Genomic DNA, 16,278 nt, shown 5'->3' with positions numbered 1-16,278 from the left:
TCCCTTTACCGCTACAGTTATTTGTCCATACGCAAAGGAGAGGCTTATGCTGTATATCTTTGATTTAGGCAACGTCATTGTTGATATCGACTTCAACCGCGTGATGGGGGTATGGAGCGATTACAGCCGTATACCGCTAGCGAATTTGCAAAAAAGCTTTGTGATGGGGGAGGCTTTCAAACGCCACGAGCGTGGGCAAATTAGTGATGAAGAGTTTGCTGAAGCGGTCTGTGAAGAAATGGGCATGGCACTGAGCTTCGATCAATTTTCCGCCGGTTGGCAGGCTATCTTTGTCGGGTTACGCACAGAAGTTATCACCGTGATGAACAAACTTCGCGAAGATGGACATCGCGTCGTGGTGCTTTCAAATACCAACCGCTTACACACTTATTTCTGGCCGGGTGAATATCCGCAAATTGCCGAGGCGGCAGATAAAATCTATCTGTCCCAGGAAATGGGTATGCGAAAACCCGAGGTAGAGATTTATCAAAAATTACTCGAAACAGAAGGTTTTTGCGCGGATCAGGCGGTCTTTTTTGACGACAATGCCGATAATATTAAAGGAGCTCAACAGTTGGGTATCACCAGCATTTTGGTGACCGGAAAAGACACGGTGCCTGGCTATTTCGCAAAAGGCCTATGATAAAAAACGTTCATCGTAAAACGAGCCAACACCTCAGGCCGTGTATCGCCTGGGGAAAGTTGCTCTGGCACCGCATCGACCAGGACAATATGACTACGCTTGCAGGGAACCTTGCCTACGTGTCATTGCTCTCACTGGTGCCCTTGGTTGCGGTGGTGTTTGCGTTGTTTGCGGCATTCCCTATGTTTGCCGACATCAGTGTCCAGTTGCGTCACTTCGTCTTCTCAAACTTTATGCCCGCTACTGGCGATATTATTCAGCGCTATATCGAACAGTTTGTCGCTAACTCCAACAAAATGACGGTGGTGGGAGCCTGCGGGCTTATCGTCACCGCACTATTACTGATGTACGCCGTGGATAGTGCGCTGAACACCATCTGGCGCAGCACGCGTACGCGCCCAAAAATCTATTCGTTTGCGGTTTACTGGATGATTTTAACGCTGGGGCCACTGTTGGCCGGGGCGAGTCTGGCGATCAGCTCTTATTTGCTGTCTCTGCGTTGGGTTACGGGCTTTAACAGTGTGATTGATGATATGTTGCGCATCTTCCCGCTGCTGCTGTCCTGGCTGTCGTTCTGGTTGCTCTACAGCATCGTCCCAACCACGCGGGTCCCTGTGCGTGACGCACTAATCGGCTCGCTGGTCGCCGCAGTTTTATTCGAGCTGGGGAAAAAAGGCTTTGCCCTCTACATCACCATGTTTCCCTCTTACCAGTTGATTTACGGTGTGTTAGCCGTGATCCCCATTTTATTTGTCTGGGTCTATTGGACCTGGTGTATCGTGTTGCTCGGCGCCGAAATTACTGTCACTCTCGGCGATTACCGAAAACTTCGCATTGAATCACAGCGGGAAGAATTGGAAGAACCATGATTGCATTAATTCAGCGCGTCACCCACGCTCGCGTCACTGTGGCGGGTGAAGTGACGGGTGAAATTGGCCCAGGACTTTTAGTGTTATTGGGTGTCGAAAAAGAAGATAACGAACAGAAAGCGAATCGCCTTTGCGAGCGGGTTTTGGGTTACCGTATTTTTGGCGATGAAAACGACAAAATGAACCTGAATGTTCAGCAAGCCGGTGGCAGTGTGCTGGTGGTTTCGCAGTTTACCCTCGCAGCCGATACCGAACGCGGTATGCGTCCGAGCTTCTCGGGTGGTGCAGCACCACAGCTTGCAGAAGAGTTATATGAATACTTTGTTGAACGCTGTCGACAACAGGGCATCGTGGCTGAAAAGGGGCGCTTCGCCGCCGACATGCAGGTGAGCCTGACCAATGATGGCCCGGTGACGTTTTGGTTACAGGTCTGAATTCACAGCACTTGTAGGTCGGATAAGCGCAAGCGCCATCCGACAAAACCCGGTCCCGCGTAACAAGAGAGAGTACATGTATGTATCACCTTCGCGTACCGCAAACCGAAGAAGAGCTTGAGCTCTATTACCAGTTTCGTTGGGAGATGTTGCGCAAGCCGCTGCATCAACCCAAAGGCTCCGAGCGCGACGCCTGGGATGCCATGGCTCATCACCAAATGGTGGTGGACGAAGAAGGAAGTATTGTTGCCATTGGCCGCTTGTATATCAATGCCGATAACGAAGCGGCTATTCGCTTTATGGCGGTTCATCCGTCTGTGCAAGATAAAGGGCTGGGAACGCTGGTGGCGATGACGCTTGAGTCTGTCGCGCGTCAGGAAGGGGTCAAACGTGTGGTGTGTAGCGCGCGTGAAGATGCCGTCGAATTTTTTGCCAAACTGGGGTTTGAGAATCAAGGTGAAATTACTACGCCTTCGACCACCCCGATTCGCCATTACTTGATGATTAAACCGGTTGCCTCACTGGATGACATTCTTCATCGCGCTGACTGGTGTGGGCAGCTACAACAAGCCTGGTATCAGCACATTCCATTGAGTGAAAAAATGGGCGTGCGCATCCTGCAATACACCGGGCAGAAATTCATTACCACTATGCCGGAAGCAGGCAATCAAAACCCGCACCAGACCTTATTTGCAGGCAGCTTGTTTTCTCTCGCCACGCTGACGGGTTGGGGGCTGATTTGGCTAATGTTGCGCGAGCGGCATCTTGGCGGCACGATTATTCTCGCCGATGCGCATATCCGATATAGCAGCCCGATCACCGGAAGGCCGGGTGCTATTGCCGATTTAGGGTCGCTAAGCGGTGATCTTGACCGCCTGGCGCGAGGCCGCAAAGCTCGCGTTGCATTGCAAGTTGAGCTGTACGGCGATGATACTCCAGGCGCGGTATTTGAAGGAGTGTATCTGGTACTACCCGCTAAACCTTTTGGCCCACTTGAAGAAGGTGGGAACGAAGAAGAATAAGAACCCGGCGCTTATGCGCCGGGAACATCGCCATTCTGCATAGTTTGCTGTACTTGTTTGCCGTCGGAACTGGTGGCTTGCAAGGTACCGTTCACGGTCGGTTTAAGGGCGGCTTGCGCAGCAAGGCTGCCGGTCACGGAAAGCTGTAAATTACCATTCCCTTCCAGCGGCAACGCCGGCCATCCCCATTGTTGCAACACGTTTACCGGCACCGAACGTCCTCGCAGATTTATCGCAGCATTACGTTGCGGAGCCTGCGAAATTGCCCCTGTTGCTTCCAGCATACCTTCACCCGCAAAAGCACTCAGCTCGGTAATCGAAATCTGGTTATCTGTGGCATTCAACGAAATCGACGGGCGACGGACATCGACACGATTGAAAGTGGCTGACGACGCATTCAGCGTGGCGTTGCCACTCCAGATTCCCCACTGGCTGTTGCGCACAACTTCAAGATTGTTCGCCGTGCCGTCTAACGCGGTGAACTGGAACGGGAAGGCCGGGTCGATATCGATGACCAGATTCCGGTTCGCCGACAGCTTTTTAATGGTCACCGAATGCACCCATTCCGGCAGCGGTTTCATCCAGCGGGCTTTCCAGTCTTCCGGCAGCGTATATTCAAGCCCGGCAAAAACCAGCTCATCCAGTGCCAGCTTTTTCTCATTGCGTAACCAAACGCCTGAGGCGCGTACCATGCCTCTTTCCCAGCGTGAAGTGAACTGGCGTAGCGTGGCGGCTTGCGGGCTGAAGTCGATATTCACAATCGGATCATTCAGATGCAGATCGCCATTGATAAAATCGCTGGCATTCATCGACAACCGCCCGTCGTCGCTTTGCCATCCGCCATCTGCCAGCGTCAGATTGCGCAAACTCAGATCTAAATCAGTGACCGCCCAGTCTTTACCTTCCAGCCGCGCATCGGTGACTTCCAGGCTATCAATTTTCAGCGAAGGGACGGTGGAAAGCGGGGCCAGGAAATCGGCAATGGATTTTTCTGTTTGCAGGCGAATGTCGTTCAAACGCAGGCTACCAATCTGCCAGGAACCGTCTGCAAGCCGCCGGGCATTACCCGTGAGCGAACCGCGTGCCATATCCGCGCCAATGGTTGAGAGCGTCACTTGTTGGTTATTAATCGCGCCCTGCAACAGGACGTTAGTGGCGGGAACGCCGTTGAGCGTCATGGAGCCTGCGCTAAATTGAATATCTGCCGTATTACCCAGGACTTTGCCAGGCTGCGGCTGCCATGGGGTCACGCCACCGTTGACGCGCTGCGCACGTAAGTCCCATGCCGTATTCGGGCTGTTGAGCGCCATATCGTTTAATTGCAGCATGTCGGCCTGGAAAGGCAGCGGCGCAGCATTAGGGCTGAGATTTAGCGTTCCGTTTTGCAACAGAATTTTGTCGAAGTGCATCGGCTCTGAAAACTGCCGGGAGCTCAGGTCGATATCAATCTTTTGCGCCACTAATGTTGCAGGCTGGCCCTTGCGACCGAAAGTCACTTTCGTCAGCGTGAGGTGCGTGGGCGAAGCCAGGCGATGACTCATCTTTTCAAAAGAGAAATTGTAATCGCTCTTTTCATTGACCCAACTGCTAACCTGGGTGGCTCCCCAACGAGTTTGCAGCAAAAAATAGGCAGCGATTAGCGCAACAAATATGACGACCAATAACGCAGTGATCAGCTTTCCGAGAAATTTCATTGTCTTCCATCCCATGAAGTTTCGGTATGGGTGTTATGCCCCATTTACCGTTATAGCTCAAGGATGGGATTGTCAGGAGGGGTAACACGCGCTGGTGACAACAAATCACCAGCGCGTGAGGTACATCAATTTTTCTCAGGCGGGAAAATGAGGTTTAACACGATAGCGGTGATACCACCGGCCGCAATCCCGGAAGAGAGCAGCGTTTTCAACCAGTCAGGTGCAAATTGTAAAATTAACGGTTGTTGAGACACGCCCATCCCGACCGCCAGAGACAGCGCGATAATCATAATCGCACGGCGATTCAGTGGTTCGCGGGAAACAATACGCACACCAGAAGCGGCAATAGTGCCAAACATCACGATCGTCGCGCCGCCTAATACCGGCTCAGGAATGTGCTGGACAAACCCGCTTACTGCCGGGAACAAGCCGAGAACGATCAACATCAGTGCGACGACAAAACCGACGTAGCGGCTGGCAACGCCGGTAAGCTGAATCACGCCGTTGTTCTGGCCGAAGCAGGAGTTAGGGAAGGTATTGAATACCGCAGAAACACAGGAGTTCAAGCCATTAGCCAACACGCCACCTTTCAGGCGCTTCATATATAGAGGACCTGAAACTGGCTGCTCAGAAACGTCAGAAGTCGCGGTAATATCGCCAATGGTTTCCAGTGAGGTCACCATAAAGACCAGCATCAGCGGGATTAGCAGATTCCAGTCAATGCCCAGGCCGTAATACAACGGCGTTGGCACCATAATCAGTTCGGTGTTGGTTGACGGGGCAACATTCGGCAGCATGCCCATCGCCCAGGCCAGCGCATAACCCACTGCCATGGCGATAACCAGAGAAGCCACGCGCAAGTAAGCGTTGCGCTGGCGGTTTAGCAGAATGATGACCAGCAGCACAGCACCTGCCAGCAGCAGGTTTTTCGGTGCGCCAAAGGTATGGTCGCTCATCGCGGCATAGCCACCGCCGATAGACGTCAGGCCAACCTGAATAAGAGAAAGGCCGATAATCATCACCACCACACCTGAAACCAGCGGGGTGATGATGCGGCGAGCCAGATGCAGGAAGCGCGATAACAGCATTTCGGTGCAGCTTGCGAGCATTAATGTGCCAAACAGGGCGGCCATCATGGTCGGAACATCGGCCCCGCCATTTTTCAATGCCATACCGCCCATAATTAACGGTGAAACAAAGTTAAAACTGGTGCCCTGAATAGACAGAAGCCCAGAACCCACCGGGCCCCAGGCTTTAATCTGAATAATCGATGCCACGCCGGAGGCGAACAACGACATACTGATAATATGTTGGGTATCTTCGGCTGGAAGTCCCAGAGCCTGGCAAATCAACATCGCCGGTGTGATCACCGCAACAAACATCGCTAATAAGTGCTGACCGGCAGCAAAAAGAGTCTGTGGGAGAGGGGGTCTGTCCTCGAGGCGGTAAATCAATTCACTGGAACGAGCCTGAGCAACCGATTGCGCACCTTCAGACTCAACAGCATTAACAGACATCAGAAATTATCCCTTGCCGAAAAAACGGTGATTTTAACGGACTGGATGGTAAAAGCAAACGTTTGCTAACAATGTTTCTTAAGATAAAAATCACATATACCGAGCTTTTTATATAACTTTCGACTCTTTTTTGGTTAAAATCCGGCTACTGATTTTTCTAGAACCTGAAATTCCAGTGAAGGATAAATTAAAGCGTCTGTGAGAAATATGCGCAAACAGGAGCAATTCTATGTTTTATCTCGACACCCTTTCTACCCTTGTTGCTGCGACTCTCGTGTTGTTACTGGGCCGAAAAATGGTCCATACCATACCGCTATTAAAAAAATACACTATCCCTGAACCTGTAGCGGGTGGGTTGTTAATCGCCCTGGCCTTACTGGTGCTCAAAAAAAGCGTCGGCTGGGAATTTGAATTTGATATGAGTCTGAAAGACCCATTGATGCTGGCTTTCTTTGCCACCATCGGTCTGAATGCCAACCTTTCCAGCTTGCGTGCAGGCGGCAAAGTTGTCGGTATTTTCCTGATCGTGGTAGTAGGTTTGCTGGTGATGCAAAACGCCATCGGTATTGGTATGGCGAGCCTGTTAGGTCTTGACCCGTTAATGGGCTTACTGGCAGGTTCCATTACCCTGTCTGGTGGCCACGGTACCGGTGCGGCGTGGAGTAAATTATTTAGCGAGCGTTATGGTTTCCAGAACGCCACCGAAGTTGCGATGGCTTGCGCAACATTTGGTTTGGTACTGGGTGGTTTGATTGGCGGGCCGGTGGCGCGTTACCTGGTCAAACACTCATCCACACCTGATGGCACGCCAGAAGATAGCGTAGATCCAACGGCCTTCGAAAAACCTGCGGTTGGGCGCATGATCACCTCTATGGTGCTGATTGAAACTATCGCGATGATTGCTATCTGCCTTACTACTGGCAAGTTTGTAGCGCATCTTATTCAAGGCACCAGCTTTGAATTACCGACGTTCGTTTGTGTGCTATTTATTGGGGTTATCCTAAGCAATACACTCTCACTGCTCGGCTTCTATCGGGTATTTGAACGCGCGGTTTCCGTGCTGGGGAACGTTTGTTTGTCTCTGTTCCTCGCTATGGCGCTGATGAGCCTGAAGCTGTGGGAACTGGCGTCACTGGCGTTGCCAATGTTGGCAATTCTGACGGTGCAAACCATCTTTATGGCGCTATATGCGATTTTCGTGACGTATCGCTTGATGGGTAAAAACTATGATGCAGCGGTACTTGCCGCGGGCCATTGTGGTTTTGGCCTTGGGGCAACACCAACGGCTATCGCCAATATGCAGGCGATTACCGAGCGTTTTGGCCCGTCACACATGGCGTTTCTGGTGGTTCCGATGGTTGGCGCGTTCTTTATTGATATCGTCAACGCGATAGTCATCAAGCTGTACCTGATGCTGCCAATCTTTGGCTAAGCAATCAGGCGTTTGAATAGCGTTCCGTTTCAGGCATCCAGCGTTCGATGAGCGCGGTTGCCTGTTGCGGATAGCGTTCATGGATATGGCGTGCAAGGCGCTGCACTTCAGGAATCATCGCCTGGTCGCGCAGTAAATCTGCCACTTTAAACTCGGCATTCCCTGTCTGACGCGTACCGAGTAATTCCCCCGGCCCACGAATTTCCAAATCTTTTTGTGCAATCACAAAACCATCGTTGCTGTCGCGCAGCACCTGTAAACGCAGTTGCGCAGTTTTTGACAGCGGCGATTTGTACAGCAACACACAATGGGATGCAACGGCCCCACGTCCCACACGGCCGCGCAGTTGGTGGAGTTGTGCAAGCCCGAGGCGCTCAGGGTTTTCGATAATCATCAGGCTGGCATTTGGGACATCAACGCCCACTTCAATGACCGTTGTAGCGACTAAAAGATGAATCGACCCTTCTTTGAAAGCCTGCATAACGGCCTGCTTTTCTTGCGGCTTCATGCGCCCATGGACCAGGCCAATATTCAGATTCGGCAGGGCAGTTTTTAGCTCGTCCCATGTCACTTCTGCAGCCTGTGCTTCCAGTAATTCCGACTCTTCAATCAGCGTACAAACCCAGTATGCCTGTCGGCCTTCATCACTACATGCCCCACGTACACGGTCGATAATATCGTTGCGGCGCGAGTCAGGAATGGCAACCGTGGTGACTGGCGTACGGCCTGGTGGCAGTTCGTCGATTGTCGACGTGTCCAGATCGGCATAGGCTGTCATCGCGAGAGTTCGTGGGATTGGTGTCGCAGTCATAATGAGTTGATGCGGATGGAATCCCTGGATCTGGCCTTTTTCCCACAGCGCCAGGCGCTGATGGACGCCAAAGCGATGCTGTTCATCAATGATGACCAGTGCGAGTTGAGAGAATTGCACCTGTTCCTGGAAAATTGCATGCGTTCCCACCACCATCGACACTTGTCCGCTGGCGATGGCATCTTGTTGGGCGATTCGTGCTTTACCTTTTTGCTTACCGGCAAGCCAGCCCACCTCAATACCCAATGGCGCAAACCACAGGCGGAAATTATTGGCGTGCTGCTCGGCGAGCAATTCCGTTGGTGCCATCAAGCCAACTTGTTTGCCATGCGCAATCGCCCGCAATGCGACAAGTGCTGCAACCAGCGTTTTGCCCGAACCCACATCGCCTTGCACCAGACGCATCATCGGCACATCCAGCGCCATATCATGTTCAATTTCTGCCACCACTCGTTCTTGCGCACCCGTTGGTTTAAACGGAAGGGCAGCCAGCAGTTGGTTTTTTAATTCATCATGATTATGCAGGGGCAATGCATGATAACGCTGAGCACCCGCACGGAGTGCGAGCATGCTGAGGTTATGCGCCAGTAATTCTTCAAGGATTAAGCGCTGCTGAGCAGGGTGCTTCCCGGTTTCCAGATCGGCTAACTGCATGGTCGGTGGCGGGCGATGCAAAGTACGCAATGCTTCCGGGAGGCTCATCATCCCCTTGCTCAAATCCGCCGGGAGTAATTCGGTGATAGCGCAGGTATCCAGCAACTCCAGTGCCTGGTCGGTCAGTTTGCGCAGAGTCGCCTGGCGAATGCCTTCCGTCGTGGGGTAAACCGGCGTCAGAGTTTCCTGCAATTCAGGGGTACTGAGATCGCCCTGAACGCGGTATTCAGGATGAATCATCTCCGCGCCGTGCGTCCCGCGCTTTGCTTCGCCATAAGCGAGCACACGTTTACCGGTTGCGAGGCTGTTTTTCATCGCTGCATTGAAGTTGAAAAACCGCATGGTCAGGATGCCGGTGCCGTCAGAAATCTGGCAGGTCATCATGCGGCGGCGACCAAAACTGATATTGCAGTTCAGCACTTCACCTTCCACCGTGGCATGAGTGCCCGGCATCAGGTCATTTATGGGGTAGAGATGCGTGCGGTCTTCGTAACGAAGCGGCAGGTGGAGCAGGAGATCTTGAATGGTGTACAGGCCAATTTTGGCCAGTTTGCCGCTCTGGCTGGCACCCACTCCGGCAAGCGTACTTAACGGTATGGCATCCAGCAAACGGCCTTTCATCCTGCTACTCCGCAGATTGCATTGTGGCCCACCATGCGGCATCAGCTTCTATCTCACCTTGCTGATTCACATGCGGGTAGGGCAAACCTTTACGGCGGGAAACGCGCGCCAGTACAGGATAGCCGCCTTCAAACAGCAGGCGCTGTTGTTCGGATTCTGGCAGCGTGCTGTTTTCGCGCTGATACATTCCGGCGTTCTGACGCTGGCGCTGCGCTTCATAAAGAATGAGCGCGGAGGCCACGGAAACGTTGAGCGATTGCACCATTCCGGTCATCGGAATAATGATGTCCTGGTCTGCCAACGCTAATGCTTCCTGAGTAATACCGGTTTTTTCCTGCCCCATCAAAATGCAGGTTGGGCGGGTGTAATCAATTTCACGGAAATCGACGGCTTTATCAGAAAGGTTGGTGGCGAGGATTTGCATTCCGCTGCTTTTTAGCTGGGCAACGGCATCGCCAATATTGCGGTGCGTTTTGACTTCAACCCAGGAGTTGCTTCCCGCGGCGGAAGAGGCCATGGTGCGCATGCGGTTACCCGGCCAGACCGCGTGAACTTCATGTACACCAACGGCATCAGCGGTGCGAATAATCGCCGAGACGTTATGAGGTTTATGGACCTGCTCCATGCAGACGGTCAGATCAGGCTGACGCCTGGCGAGCATCTCGCAAATACGCGCATAACGTTGAGGATTCATAACACTAGTTTCGGTTGCGGGTGACTTTAATCACATCCGGCATCACGCGGATTTTACGCATGAGATTTGCCAGATGGATACGGTCGCGTGCAGTCAGACGAATGAACGCACTGTATACGCGGCCATCTTTCTCTTCGGTGTTCAGGCTTTGAATATTGGAGCCTGCATTATTGAGCGCAGCCGTCAGGTTTGCCAGCGCACCCTGATGGTTAAACATATCCACCTTGATCTCGGTGGTAAACTCTTGTTCTGTCTCTTTATCCCATTCCACTGCCATAAATTTCTCTGGCTCTTTTTGATAGCCTCGGATGTTACGGCAAGATTCATGGTGGATAACCAGCCCTTTGCCTGGGCTTACGTGCGCAATAATTGGGTCACCAGGGATTGGACGGCAACACTTAGCAAAGGTAATCAGCACACCATCAGCGCCTTTAATCGGCAGATGACTGTGAGTCGTTGAGTGGCCTTGCTGTACCACTGACGATTCACCTTGCAGGTTCTTCGCGACAACCACACTCATGGCGTTACCAAGGCCGATTTCAGCCAGCAAATCATCAAGCGTAGCGAGCTTCATGCGCTCAAGCTCACGTTGAATATTTTCTGGTGGGACTTCGGCTAATTTACGGCTGCCACCTAAAGCGTGGTTTAGCAAACGGCGACCAAGACTAACGGAGTCGTCACGTTTGAGGTTTTTCAGCATCTGGCGGATTTTGGCACGGGCTTTAGAGCTCACGACAAAGTTCAGCCAAGCGGCGTTCGGGCGTGCACCTGGCGCCGTAATGATTTCGATAGTCTGGCCGCTGCTTAGCGACTGAGACAGCGGATAGGGTTGCCTGTCGACACGAGCACCGACGCAAGCATGGCCGATGTCGGTATGCACGGCATAGGCGAAATCGACAGGTGTCGCGCCCGCAGGCAATTCGACAATGCGCCCTTCCGGGGTGAAAACGTAAATCTCATCCGGGAACAGATCGGATTTTACGCTCTCGATAAATTCAAATGAGCTGCCCGCACTTTGCTGTAATTCCAGCAGGCTTTGCATCCAGCGCTGAGCGCGGATTTGTGCGGTTGTGCCACTTTCACCCTGCTCTTTATAAGCCCAGTGAGCGGCAACACCCATCTCTGCCATCTGATCCATATCTTCGGTACGGATTTGCACTTCAACCGGCACACCGTGTGGGCCAATCATTGAAGTATGCAGGGACTGATATCCGTTGGCCTTTGGAATGGCGATATAGTCCTTAACCCGCCCAGGACGCGGCTTGTAGAGGCTATGCATCTGCCCAAGAACGCGGTAACAGGTATCCATGTCATGGACGATTACGCGGAAAGCGTAGATATCCATAATCGAATGGAAACGCTGCTCTTTGAGCGTCATTTTGCAGTAGATGGAGTAAAGGTGTTTTTCGCGACCACTGACACGGCAAGGAATGCCTGCTTCTTGCAAACGCCCGTCGATTTCAGAGAGGATTTTTTGAATCATCTCTTTGCGGTTACCACGCGCCGCTTTTACCACTTCTTTAATCACGCGGTAGCGGTTCGGGTAAAGCGCTTCAAAGCCCAGCTCTTCTAACTCGGTTTTCAGGTGATGAATACCAAGACGGTGTGCCAGAGGGCTATAAATTTCGAGGGTTTCGCGAGCAATGCGGCGGCGCTTATCCGGGCGTAAAGACCCGAGCGTGCGCATGTTATGTGTGCGGTCGGCGAGTTTGATCAGAATGACGCGAATGTCTTGCACCATCGCCATGATCATTTTGCGGAAGTTTTCAGCCTGAGCTTCTTTCTTATCGCGGAATTTCAGTTTGTCTAGCTTAGATACCCCTTCCACCAGTTCGGCAACGCTTTTGCCAAACAGTTGTTCCATATCCTGGTAGGTGGCAGGGGTGTCTTCGATCACATCATGCAGTAGTGCTGCCATCAGTGTTTCATAGTCGAGTTTCATCTCGGCCAGAATGCAGGCAACCGCTACGGGATGGGTGATATAGGGTTCACCACTTGAACGTGCTTGTCCCTCGTGAGCATCACGCGCAACAAGGTATGCTTGCCGAAGTCGCTTTATCTGCTCCTCGGGCAAGTATTGTTGAATCAGTTGATTCAGGCTTTCAAACAGATACAAGGGCTACCCGCAGGCTAATTAACGACGACCTTCAGCAATAGCGGTTACGGCCTGCAGTTCTGCGGCTTCCTGCTCTTGCTGTTCCTGACGATCACGAACATCGAGAATCTGGTTGGTGATCAACCCTTCTTCGATTTCGCGCAGTGCGATTACAGTCGTTTTATCGTTTTCTTCAGGTACTAGTGGATCTTTACCACCAGTTTGCATCTGACGAGCGCGACGTGCGGCGACCAGAACCAGGTCAAAACGGTTACCAATTTTCTCAACAGCGTCCTGAACAGTTACGCGTGCCATAATTAAAATGCTCCACAGATGAAGAAATGACTGGGCATGATACTGAAACTGGGCTCAGTCTGCCAATAGTTTGCTGATTAAAGCGTCATGTCGCGCTTTTTGGCGACCCATTCGTAGACGCTCGGCACGAATGATAATTTTTAAATCTGACAGTGCAGTGTCGAAATCGTCGTTGACGATTAAATAGTCATACTCGGCATAATGGCTCATTTCTGCAACAGCCTGCTCCATTCGCTTCGTAATAACTTCTTCACTGTCTTGCCCACGGCCACGAAGGCGGCGGTCCAGTTCTACTTTTGATGGCGGCAGAATAAAAATACTGCGGGCTTGCGGCATTTTCTGACGAATCTGCTGCGCACCTTGCCAGTCAATATCCAGAAAAACATCCACGCCGGTTGCCAGAACTTGTTCAATGGCATGGCGTGAGGTGCCGTAGTAATTGCCAAACACTTCAGCGTGTTCCAGGAATGCGTCTTCAGCAATCATCTGCTTAAACTCTTCCTTTTCCACAAAGAAATAGTGCTCGCCGTGGTTCTCTCCCGGACGAATACCACGAGTGGTATGGGAAATAGAAACCTGCGTGTCGTACAGCGGTTGTGTCTTCAACAAAGCCTGGATGAGGCTGGATTTCCCCGCGCCACTTGGGGCGGAAACGATATAAAGCGTGCCTTGAGCCATGAGTTCTAACTTATCGGTAAGCATAAAAAGAAGTGCGTATACGGGCCTATTATACACGCCGTCTCCGTGTCTCGTAGAATTTGTCGTGTTCCCCGGCAAGATTTCTACCAATTTGCGTAATGTTTTCCAAAAAAACCCTCGTGTTACTGAAACAAGTTAAATATGTCTGAAATCTCCTCGCATCCTTTTTAGAACCTATTAGTACGGCTTGTTTCCTGGCGTTATATCTCTCTTTGCTTCTACACGGAGGGAATTATGAAGTGGATTACAAAATTTATCGGTTTTCTGGGACTGATGAGCGCAATGGCGTCGGCGACATGTCCGGCTTGGTCATCGGGGCAAGTCCAGCAGGAGATGTCTGGATTGAATGAAAAGCTTAGTCAGTGGGATCAATCTTATTACCAACAGGGCGTTAGTGAGGTCAGTGATGCGACATACGATGGTCTACGCAGGCAATACAATGAATGGCAGCGCTGCTTTCATCCCTCGGAAAAACCACAACCACCGCAGTTGGCGACACAGGGGAAAGCGTTGCACCCGGTTGCTCATACAGGCTTAAAAAAACTGCCAGATAGTGCAGCAGTTGCTCAATGGGCCAAAGGCAAAACCGATCTCTGGGTGCAACCTAAAGTCGATGGTGTGGCGGTGACCCTGGTTTATCAGCAAGGACGCCTGGCTAAACTCCTTAGCCGCGGGGACGGAGAGAAAGGGCAAGACTGGACAGAGAAGGCCAAAATGATTCCCGCTATCCCCGTAACCCTTTCAGGCCGGCTTGCTAATAGCGTGTTGCAAGGGGAGGTTTTCTGGAAAAGAGATAATCACATACAGAAAACGATGGGTGGCATAAATGCCAGAGGAAAAGTGGCTGGTGCCATGATGAGCCAAAGCGACTCAGCCTTGCTCAATGAATTGGGGATATTTATTTGGGCGTGGCCAGATGGGCCTGCTGATATGAATCTGAAATTAGACACGCTCGCACAGGCTGGTTTTCCGCTAACTAAAATTTGGTCAACGCCTGTTAGCTCACTGGAAACAATCGCGATGTTACGGGAGTCCTTGTTTACGACCCCTCTTCCCTTTGTGACCGACGGTATTGTGGTTCGTGAGGCAATAGAGCCTGCGGGGCAATATTGGCTACCAGGCAAAGCAACGTGGGTGATGGCATGGAAATTTCCACCAGCCCAGCAAATTGCAGAGGTAAAGGGCATTCAATTTACGGTCGGGCGCACAGGAAAAGTTGCTGTTGTTCTAAGACTCAATCCCCTGCAGATAGATGATAAACAGGTCAAACGAGTGAACATCGGTTCAGTCAAACGTTGGCAAGCTCTGGATATTGCTTTGGGTGATCAGGTGATGGTGAGTCTTGCAGGGCAGGGGATTCCGCGCGTCGATGAAGTGGTATGGCGGGTAAGCCAGCGCAATAAACCGCCGCTGCCAACAGATAAAATGGTTACTCCATTGAGCTGTCTGTTTTTTGAAGTTTGGTGTCGCGAGCAGTTTATTGCGCGGTTGGCCTGGATTAGCTCTCCAGAAGTATTGAACATCAATGGAGTGAGCGTACGCACCTGGCAGCAGATCCAACAGAATCTTAATCTGAGGCATATATTTTCTTGGGTAACCGTCAGTCAGGAAGAACTGTTGAAAATTAGCGGGATTTCTTCAGCCAGAGCGGCCCATCTTTGGCAGCAATTCTCGCAAGTCAGGCAACAGCCCTTTAAGCAGTGGTTAATCGCTTTTGGTTTACCGCTCCCCCGAGCTGTGTTTACCACTCTGCCCGATTCTCAATGGTCGCAGTTAGTTGCGCGAGATGAGCTTAGTTGGCAAAAACTGCCGGGCATTGGTGCTGGCCGGGCTAAAAAGTTGGTGGAGTTTGTCAATCATCCCCAAATTGCTGCATTAGTAGTTTTTCTTGCAGAGCAGGGAATCCTGGGATTTACCGGTCAGTGATCCGCGTGTTTGTAATGAAACACAGGTAATCCCAGGCGCAGTCGTAACGCGAGTAAGCGGGTGGTGAATCCGAACAGGAGCGTGGAAATAATCACCACATCCTGGTTCGAAACATAGTGTTCCAGAACGATGTAAAGCACCGCTGAGGCGAAAGCGATGCCAGCATAGAGCTCTTTCTGGAATACCAGCGGGATACGCTTACAAAACATATCACGTAAAACACCGCCAAATACGCCCGTTATAACGGCGGCAATGATAGCGATAATTGGCCCTTCGCCCATATCCAACGCTATTTGCGCACCGATGATAGAAAACACCACAAGTCCAAGGGCATCGAGCACTAAGAAAAGGCGGCGCAGATGAGGCATTACGGGGGCAAATACGGTGGTAAGCACAGCGGCGATGGCGACAATCACGACATATTCTGGATGTTTCACCCAACCTAATGGGTAGTGGCCAAGAAGGATATCGCGTACTGAACCACCACCAAGCGCTGTGGCTGTTGCAATGATTATCACACCGAAAGTATCCATGCGGCGGCGGCCTGCCGCTAACGCGCCAGTCATGGCTTCAGCAGTAATCCCGACCAAATAAAGAATATGTAGCAGCATTGGAACCCCCAGTGGAAACGCGGAGAGGGTAACGTTTTGTGAATGGTGTCACGATTGAGTTTTTCTAAGTCAAAATGATTTGGATTAGTTTTTTTAATGTTTAATTTTTTTCTAAGTACGATGTGTAAGGATTCTAATGGCAATGTTGTTTTATTAAGGATTAATTTATTTGGTGATAATTGAAAGGGGTCACAGTGATGAGTACTTCAATGATTTTGAGGGCTCTGGCAAACGGTGTTAA

14 protein-coding genes are annotated in these 16,278 nt (G+C 51.3%); 6 read left to right on the top strand and 8 right to left on the bottom strand.

Annotated features, from left to right (window positions below):
- Window positions 1–46 precede the first annotated feature (46 nt).
- From yihX to fabY, 4 genes are all read left to right on the top strand, one after another.
- The gene (yihX, locus tag MNO13_RS24140) at window positions 47–643 is read left to right on the top strand and encodes a glucose-1-phosphatase (protein ID WP_064541864.1); all 597 of its coding nucleotides are present in this window, start codon (window positions 47–49) and stop codon (window positions 641–643) included.
- Window positions 640–1,512, top strand: coding sequence for a virulence factor BrkB family protein (locus MNO13_RS24135; protein WP_064541863.1), 873 nt, complete (start codon window positions 640–642; stop codon window positions 1,510–1,512). The genes yihX and MNO13_RS24135 overlap by 4 nt, the downstream gene beginning before the upstream one ends.
- A complete protein-coding gene (dtd, locus tag MNO13_RS24130; protein WP_241939392.1) occupies window positions 1,509–1,946 on the top strand; it encodes a D-aminoacyl-tRNA deacylase in 438 nt (145 codons plus the stop codon). The genes MNO13_RS24135 and dtd overlap by 4 nt, the downstream gene beginning before the upstream one ends.
- Before the next feature lie 80 nt (window positions 1,947–2,026).
- Window positions 2,027–2,968, top strand: coding sequence for a fatty acid biosynthesis protein FabY (gene fabY / locus MNO13_RS24125; RefSeq protein ID WP_064541857.1), 942 nt, complete (start codon window positions 2,027–2,029; stop codon window positions 2,966–2,968).
- An 11-nt stretch (window positions 2,969–2,979) separates the two neighbouring features.
- Here fabY and MNO13_RS24120 read toward each other — a convergent pair whose 3' ends face one another.
- Together MNO13_RS24120 and MNO13_RS24115 are read right to left on the bottom strand one after the other, a co-directional pair.
- Window positions 2,980–4,662, bottom strand: coding sequence for an AsmA family protein (locus MNO13_RS24120; protein WP_232887160.1), 1,683 nt, complete (start codon window positions 4,660–4,662; stop codon window positions 2,980–2,982).
- A 125-nt stretch (window positions 4,663–4,787) separates the two neighbouring features.
- Window positions 4,788–6,179, bottom strand: a complete 1,392-nt coding sequence (locus MNO13_RS24115) for a nucleobase:cation symporter-2 family protein (protein WP_133523071.1) — start codon at window positions 6,177–6,179, stop codon at window positions 4,788–4,790.
- A gap of 229 nt (window positions 6,180–6,408) precedes the next feature.
- On the opposite strand from MNO13_RS24115, the gene gltS reads away from it, so the two are divergent.
- Window positions 6,409–7,611: a sodium/glutamate symporter gene (gene gltS, locus MNO13_RS24110; RefSeq protein WP_064541849.1), complete on the top strand. Its 1,203-nt coding sequence runs from the start codon at window positions 6,409–6,411 to the stop codon at window positions 7,609–7,611.
- A gap of 4 nt (window positions 7,612–7,615) precedes the next feature.
- Here the strand turns inward: gltS and recG are convergent, their stop codons facing one another.
- From recG to gmk, 5 genes are read right to left on the bottom strand one after another with little or no spacing between them, the layout of a single operon-like run.
- Entirely contained in the window at window positions 7,616–9,697 is a 2,082-nt protein-coding gene (gene recG, locus MNO13_RS24105; RefSeq protein ID WP_121814633.1) for an ATP-dependent DNA helicase RecG, read from the bottom strand.
- A gap of 4 nt (window positions 9,698–9,701) precedes the next feature.
- The gene (trmH, locus tag MNO13_RS24100) at window positions 9,702–10,391 is read right to left on the bottom strand and encodes a tRNA (guanosine(18)-2'-O)-methyltransferase TrmH (RefSeq protein ID WP_064541839.1); all 690 of its coding nucleotides are present in this window, start codon (window positions 10,389–10,391) and stop codon (window positions 9,702–9,704) included.
- Between the two features lie 4 nt (window positions 10,392–10,395).
- Window positions 10,396–12,507: a bifunctional GTP diphosphokinase/guanosine-3',5'-bis pyrophosphate 3'-pyrophosphohydrolase gene (gene spoT, locus MNO13_RS24095; protein WP_121814631.1), complete on the bottom strand. Its 2,112-nt coding sequence runs from the start codon at window positions 12,505–12,507 to the stop codon at window positions 10,396–10,398.
- Window positions 12,508–12,525: 18 nt separating this feature from the next.
- Window positions 12,526–12,801 carry a DNA-directed RNA polymerase subunit omega gene (gene rpoZ / locus MNO13_RS24090; protein WP_034461476.1) on the bottom strand — a complete coding sequence of 92 codons (276 nt, stop codon included), beginning with the start codon at window positions 12,799–12,801 and terminating at the stop codon, window positions 12,526–12,528.
- A 54-nt stretch (window positions 12,802–12,855) separates the two neighbouring features.
- Window positions 12,856–13,479 (bottom strand): guanylate kinase, encoded by a 624-nt coding sequence (gmk, locus tag MNO13_RS24085; protein ID WP_064541918.1) that lies wholly within the window; start codon window positions 13,477–13,479, stop codon window positions 12,856–12,858.
- Between the two features lie 255 nt (window positions 13,480–13,734).
- Between gmk and ligB the strand changes: the two genes are divergently transcribed.
- On the top strand, window positions 13,735–15,426 hold the full coding sequence (ligB, locus tag MNO13_RS24080; RefSeq protein WP_241939391.1) for an NAD-dependent DNA ligase LigB: 1,692 nt from the start codon (window positions 13,735–13,737) through the stop codon (window positions 15,424–15,426).
- Here ligB and MNO13_RS24075 read toward each other — a convergent pair.
- Window positions 15,420–16,037 carry a trimeric intracellular cation channel family protein gene (locus MNO13_RS24075; RefSeq protein ID WP_064541835.1) on the bottom strand — a complete coding sequence of 206 codons (618 nt, stop codon included), beginning with the start codon at window positions 16,035–16,037 and terminating at the stop codon, window positions 15,420–15,422. The two genes, ligB and MNO13_RS24075, sit on opposite strands and share 7 nt — an antisense overlap.
- Window positions 16,038–16,278 lie beyond the last annotated feature (241 nt).

The organism is Buttiauxella ferragutiae, assembly GCF_022637515.1.
GTDB classification, from domain to species: Bacteria; Pseudomonadota; Gammaproteobacteria; order Enterobacterales; family Enterobacteriaceae; genus Buttiauxella; species Buttiauxella ferragutiae.
The sequence above is the reverse complement of the archived record's forward strand: the minus strand, read 5'-3'. Positions and strand labels throughout refer to the sequence as shown.

Excerpts from the sequence above, each read along its gene's own strand:
- recG (WP_121814633.1), bottom strand. The coding sequence starts at position 9,697 with ATGAAAGGCCGTTTGCTGGATGCCATACCGTTAAGTACGCTTGCCGGA.
- gmk (WP_064541918.1), bottom strand. The coding sequence starts at position 13,479 with ATGGCTCAAGGCACGCTTTATATCGTTTCCGCCCCAAGTGGCGCGGGG.
- dtd (WP_241939392.1), top strand. The coding sequence starts at position 1,509 with ATGATTGCATTAATTCAGCGCGTCACCCACGCTCGCGTCACTGTGGCG.
- MNO13_RS24075 (WP_064541835.1), bottom strand. The coding sequence starts at position 16,037 with ATGCTGCTACATATTCTTTATTTGGTCGGGATTACTGCTGAAGCCATG.
- ligB (WP_241939391.1), top strand. The coding sequence starts at position 13,735 with ATGAAGTGGATTACAAAATTTATCGGTTTTCTGGGACTGATGAGCGCA.
- fabY (WP_064541857.1), top strand. The coding sequence starts at position 2,027 with ATGTATCACCTTCGCGTACCGCAAACCGAAGAAGAGCTTGAGCTCTAT.
- rpoZ (WP_034461476.1), bottom strand. The coding sequence starts at position 12,801 with ATGGCACGCGTAACTGTTCAGGACGCTGTTGAGAAAATTGGTAACCGT.
- MNO13_RS24120 (WP_232887160.1), bottom strand. The coding sequence starts at position 4,662 with ATGAAATTTCTCGGAAAGCTGATCACTGCGTTATTGGTCGTCATATTT.
- gltS (WP_064541849.1), top strand. The coding sequence starts at position 6,409 with ATGTTTTATCTCGACACCCTTTCTACCCTTGTTGCTGCGACTCTCGTG.
- trmH (WP_064541839.1), bottom strand. The coding sequence starts at position 10,391 with ATGAATCCTCAACGTTATGCGCGTATTTGCGAGATGCTCGCCAGGCGT.
- MNO13_RS24135 (WP_064541863.1), top strand. The coding sequence starts at position 640 with ATGATAAAAAACGTTCATCGTAAAACGAGCCAACACCTCAGGCCGTGT.
- yihX (WP_064541864.1), top strand. The coding sequence starts at position 47 with ATGCTGTATATCTTTGATTTAGGCAACGTCATTGTTGATATCGACTTC.
- MNO13_RS24115 (WP_133523071.1), bottom strand. The coding sequence starts at position 6,179 with ATGTCTGTTAATGCTGTTGAGTCTGAAGGTGCGCAATCGGTTGCTCAG.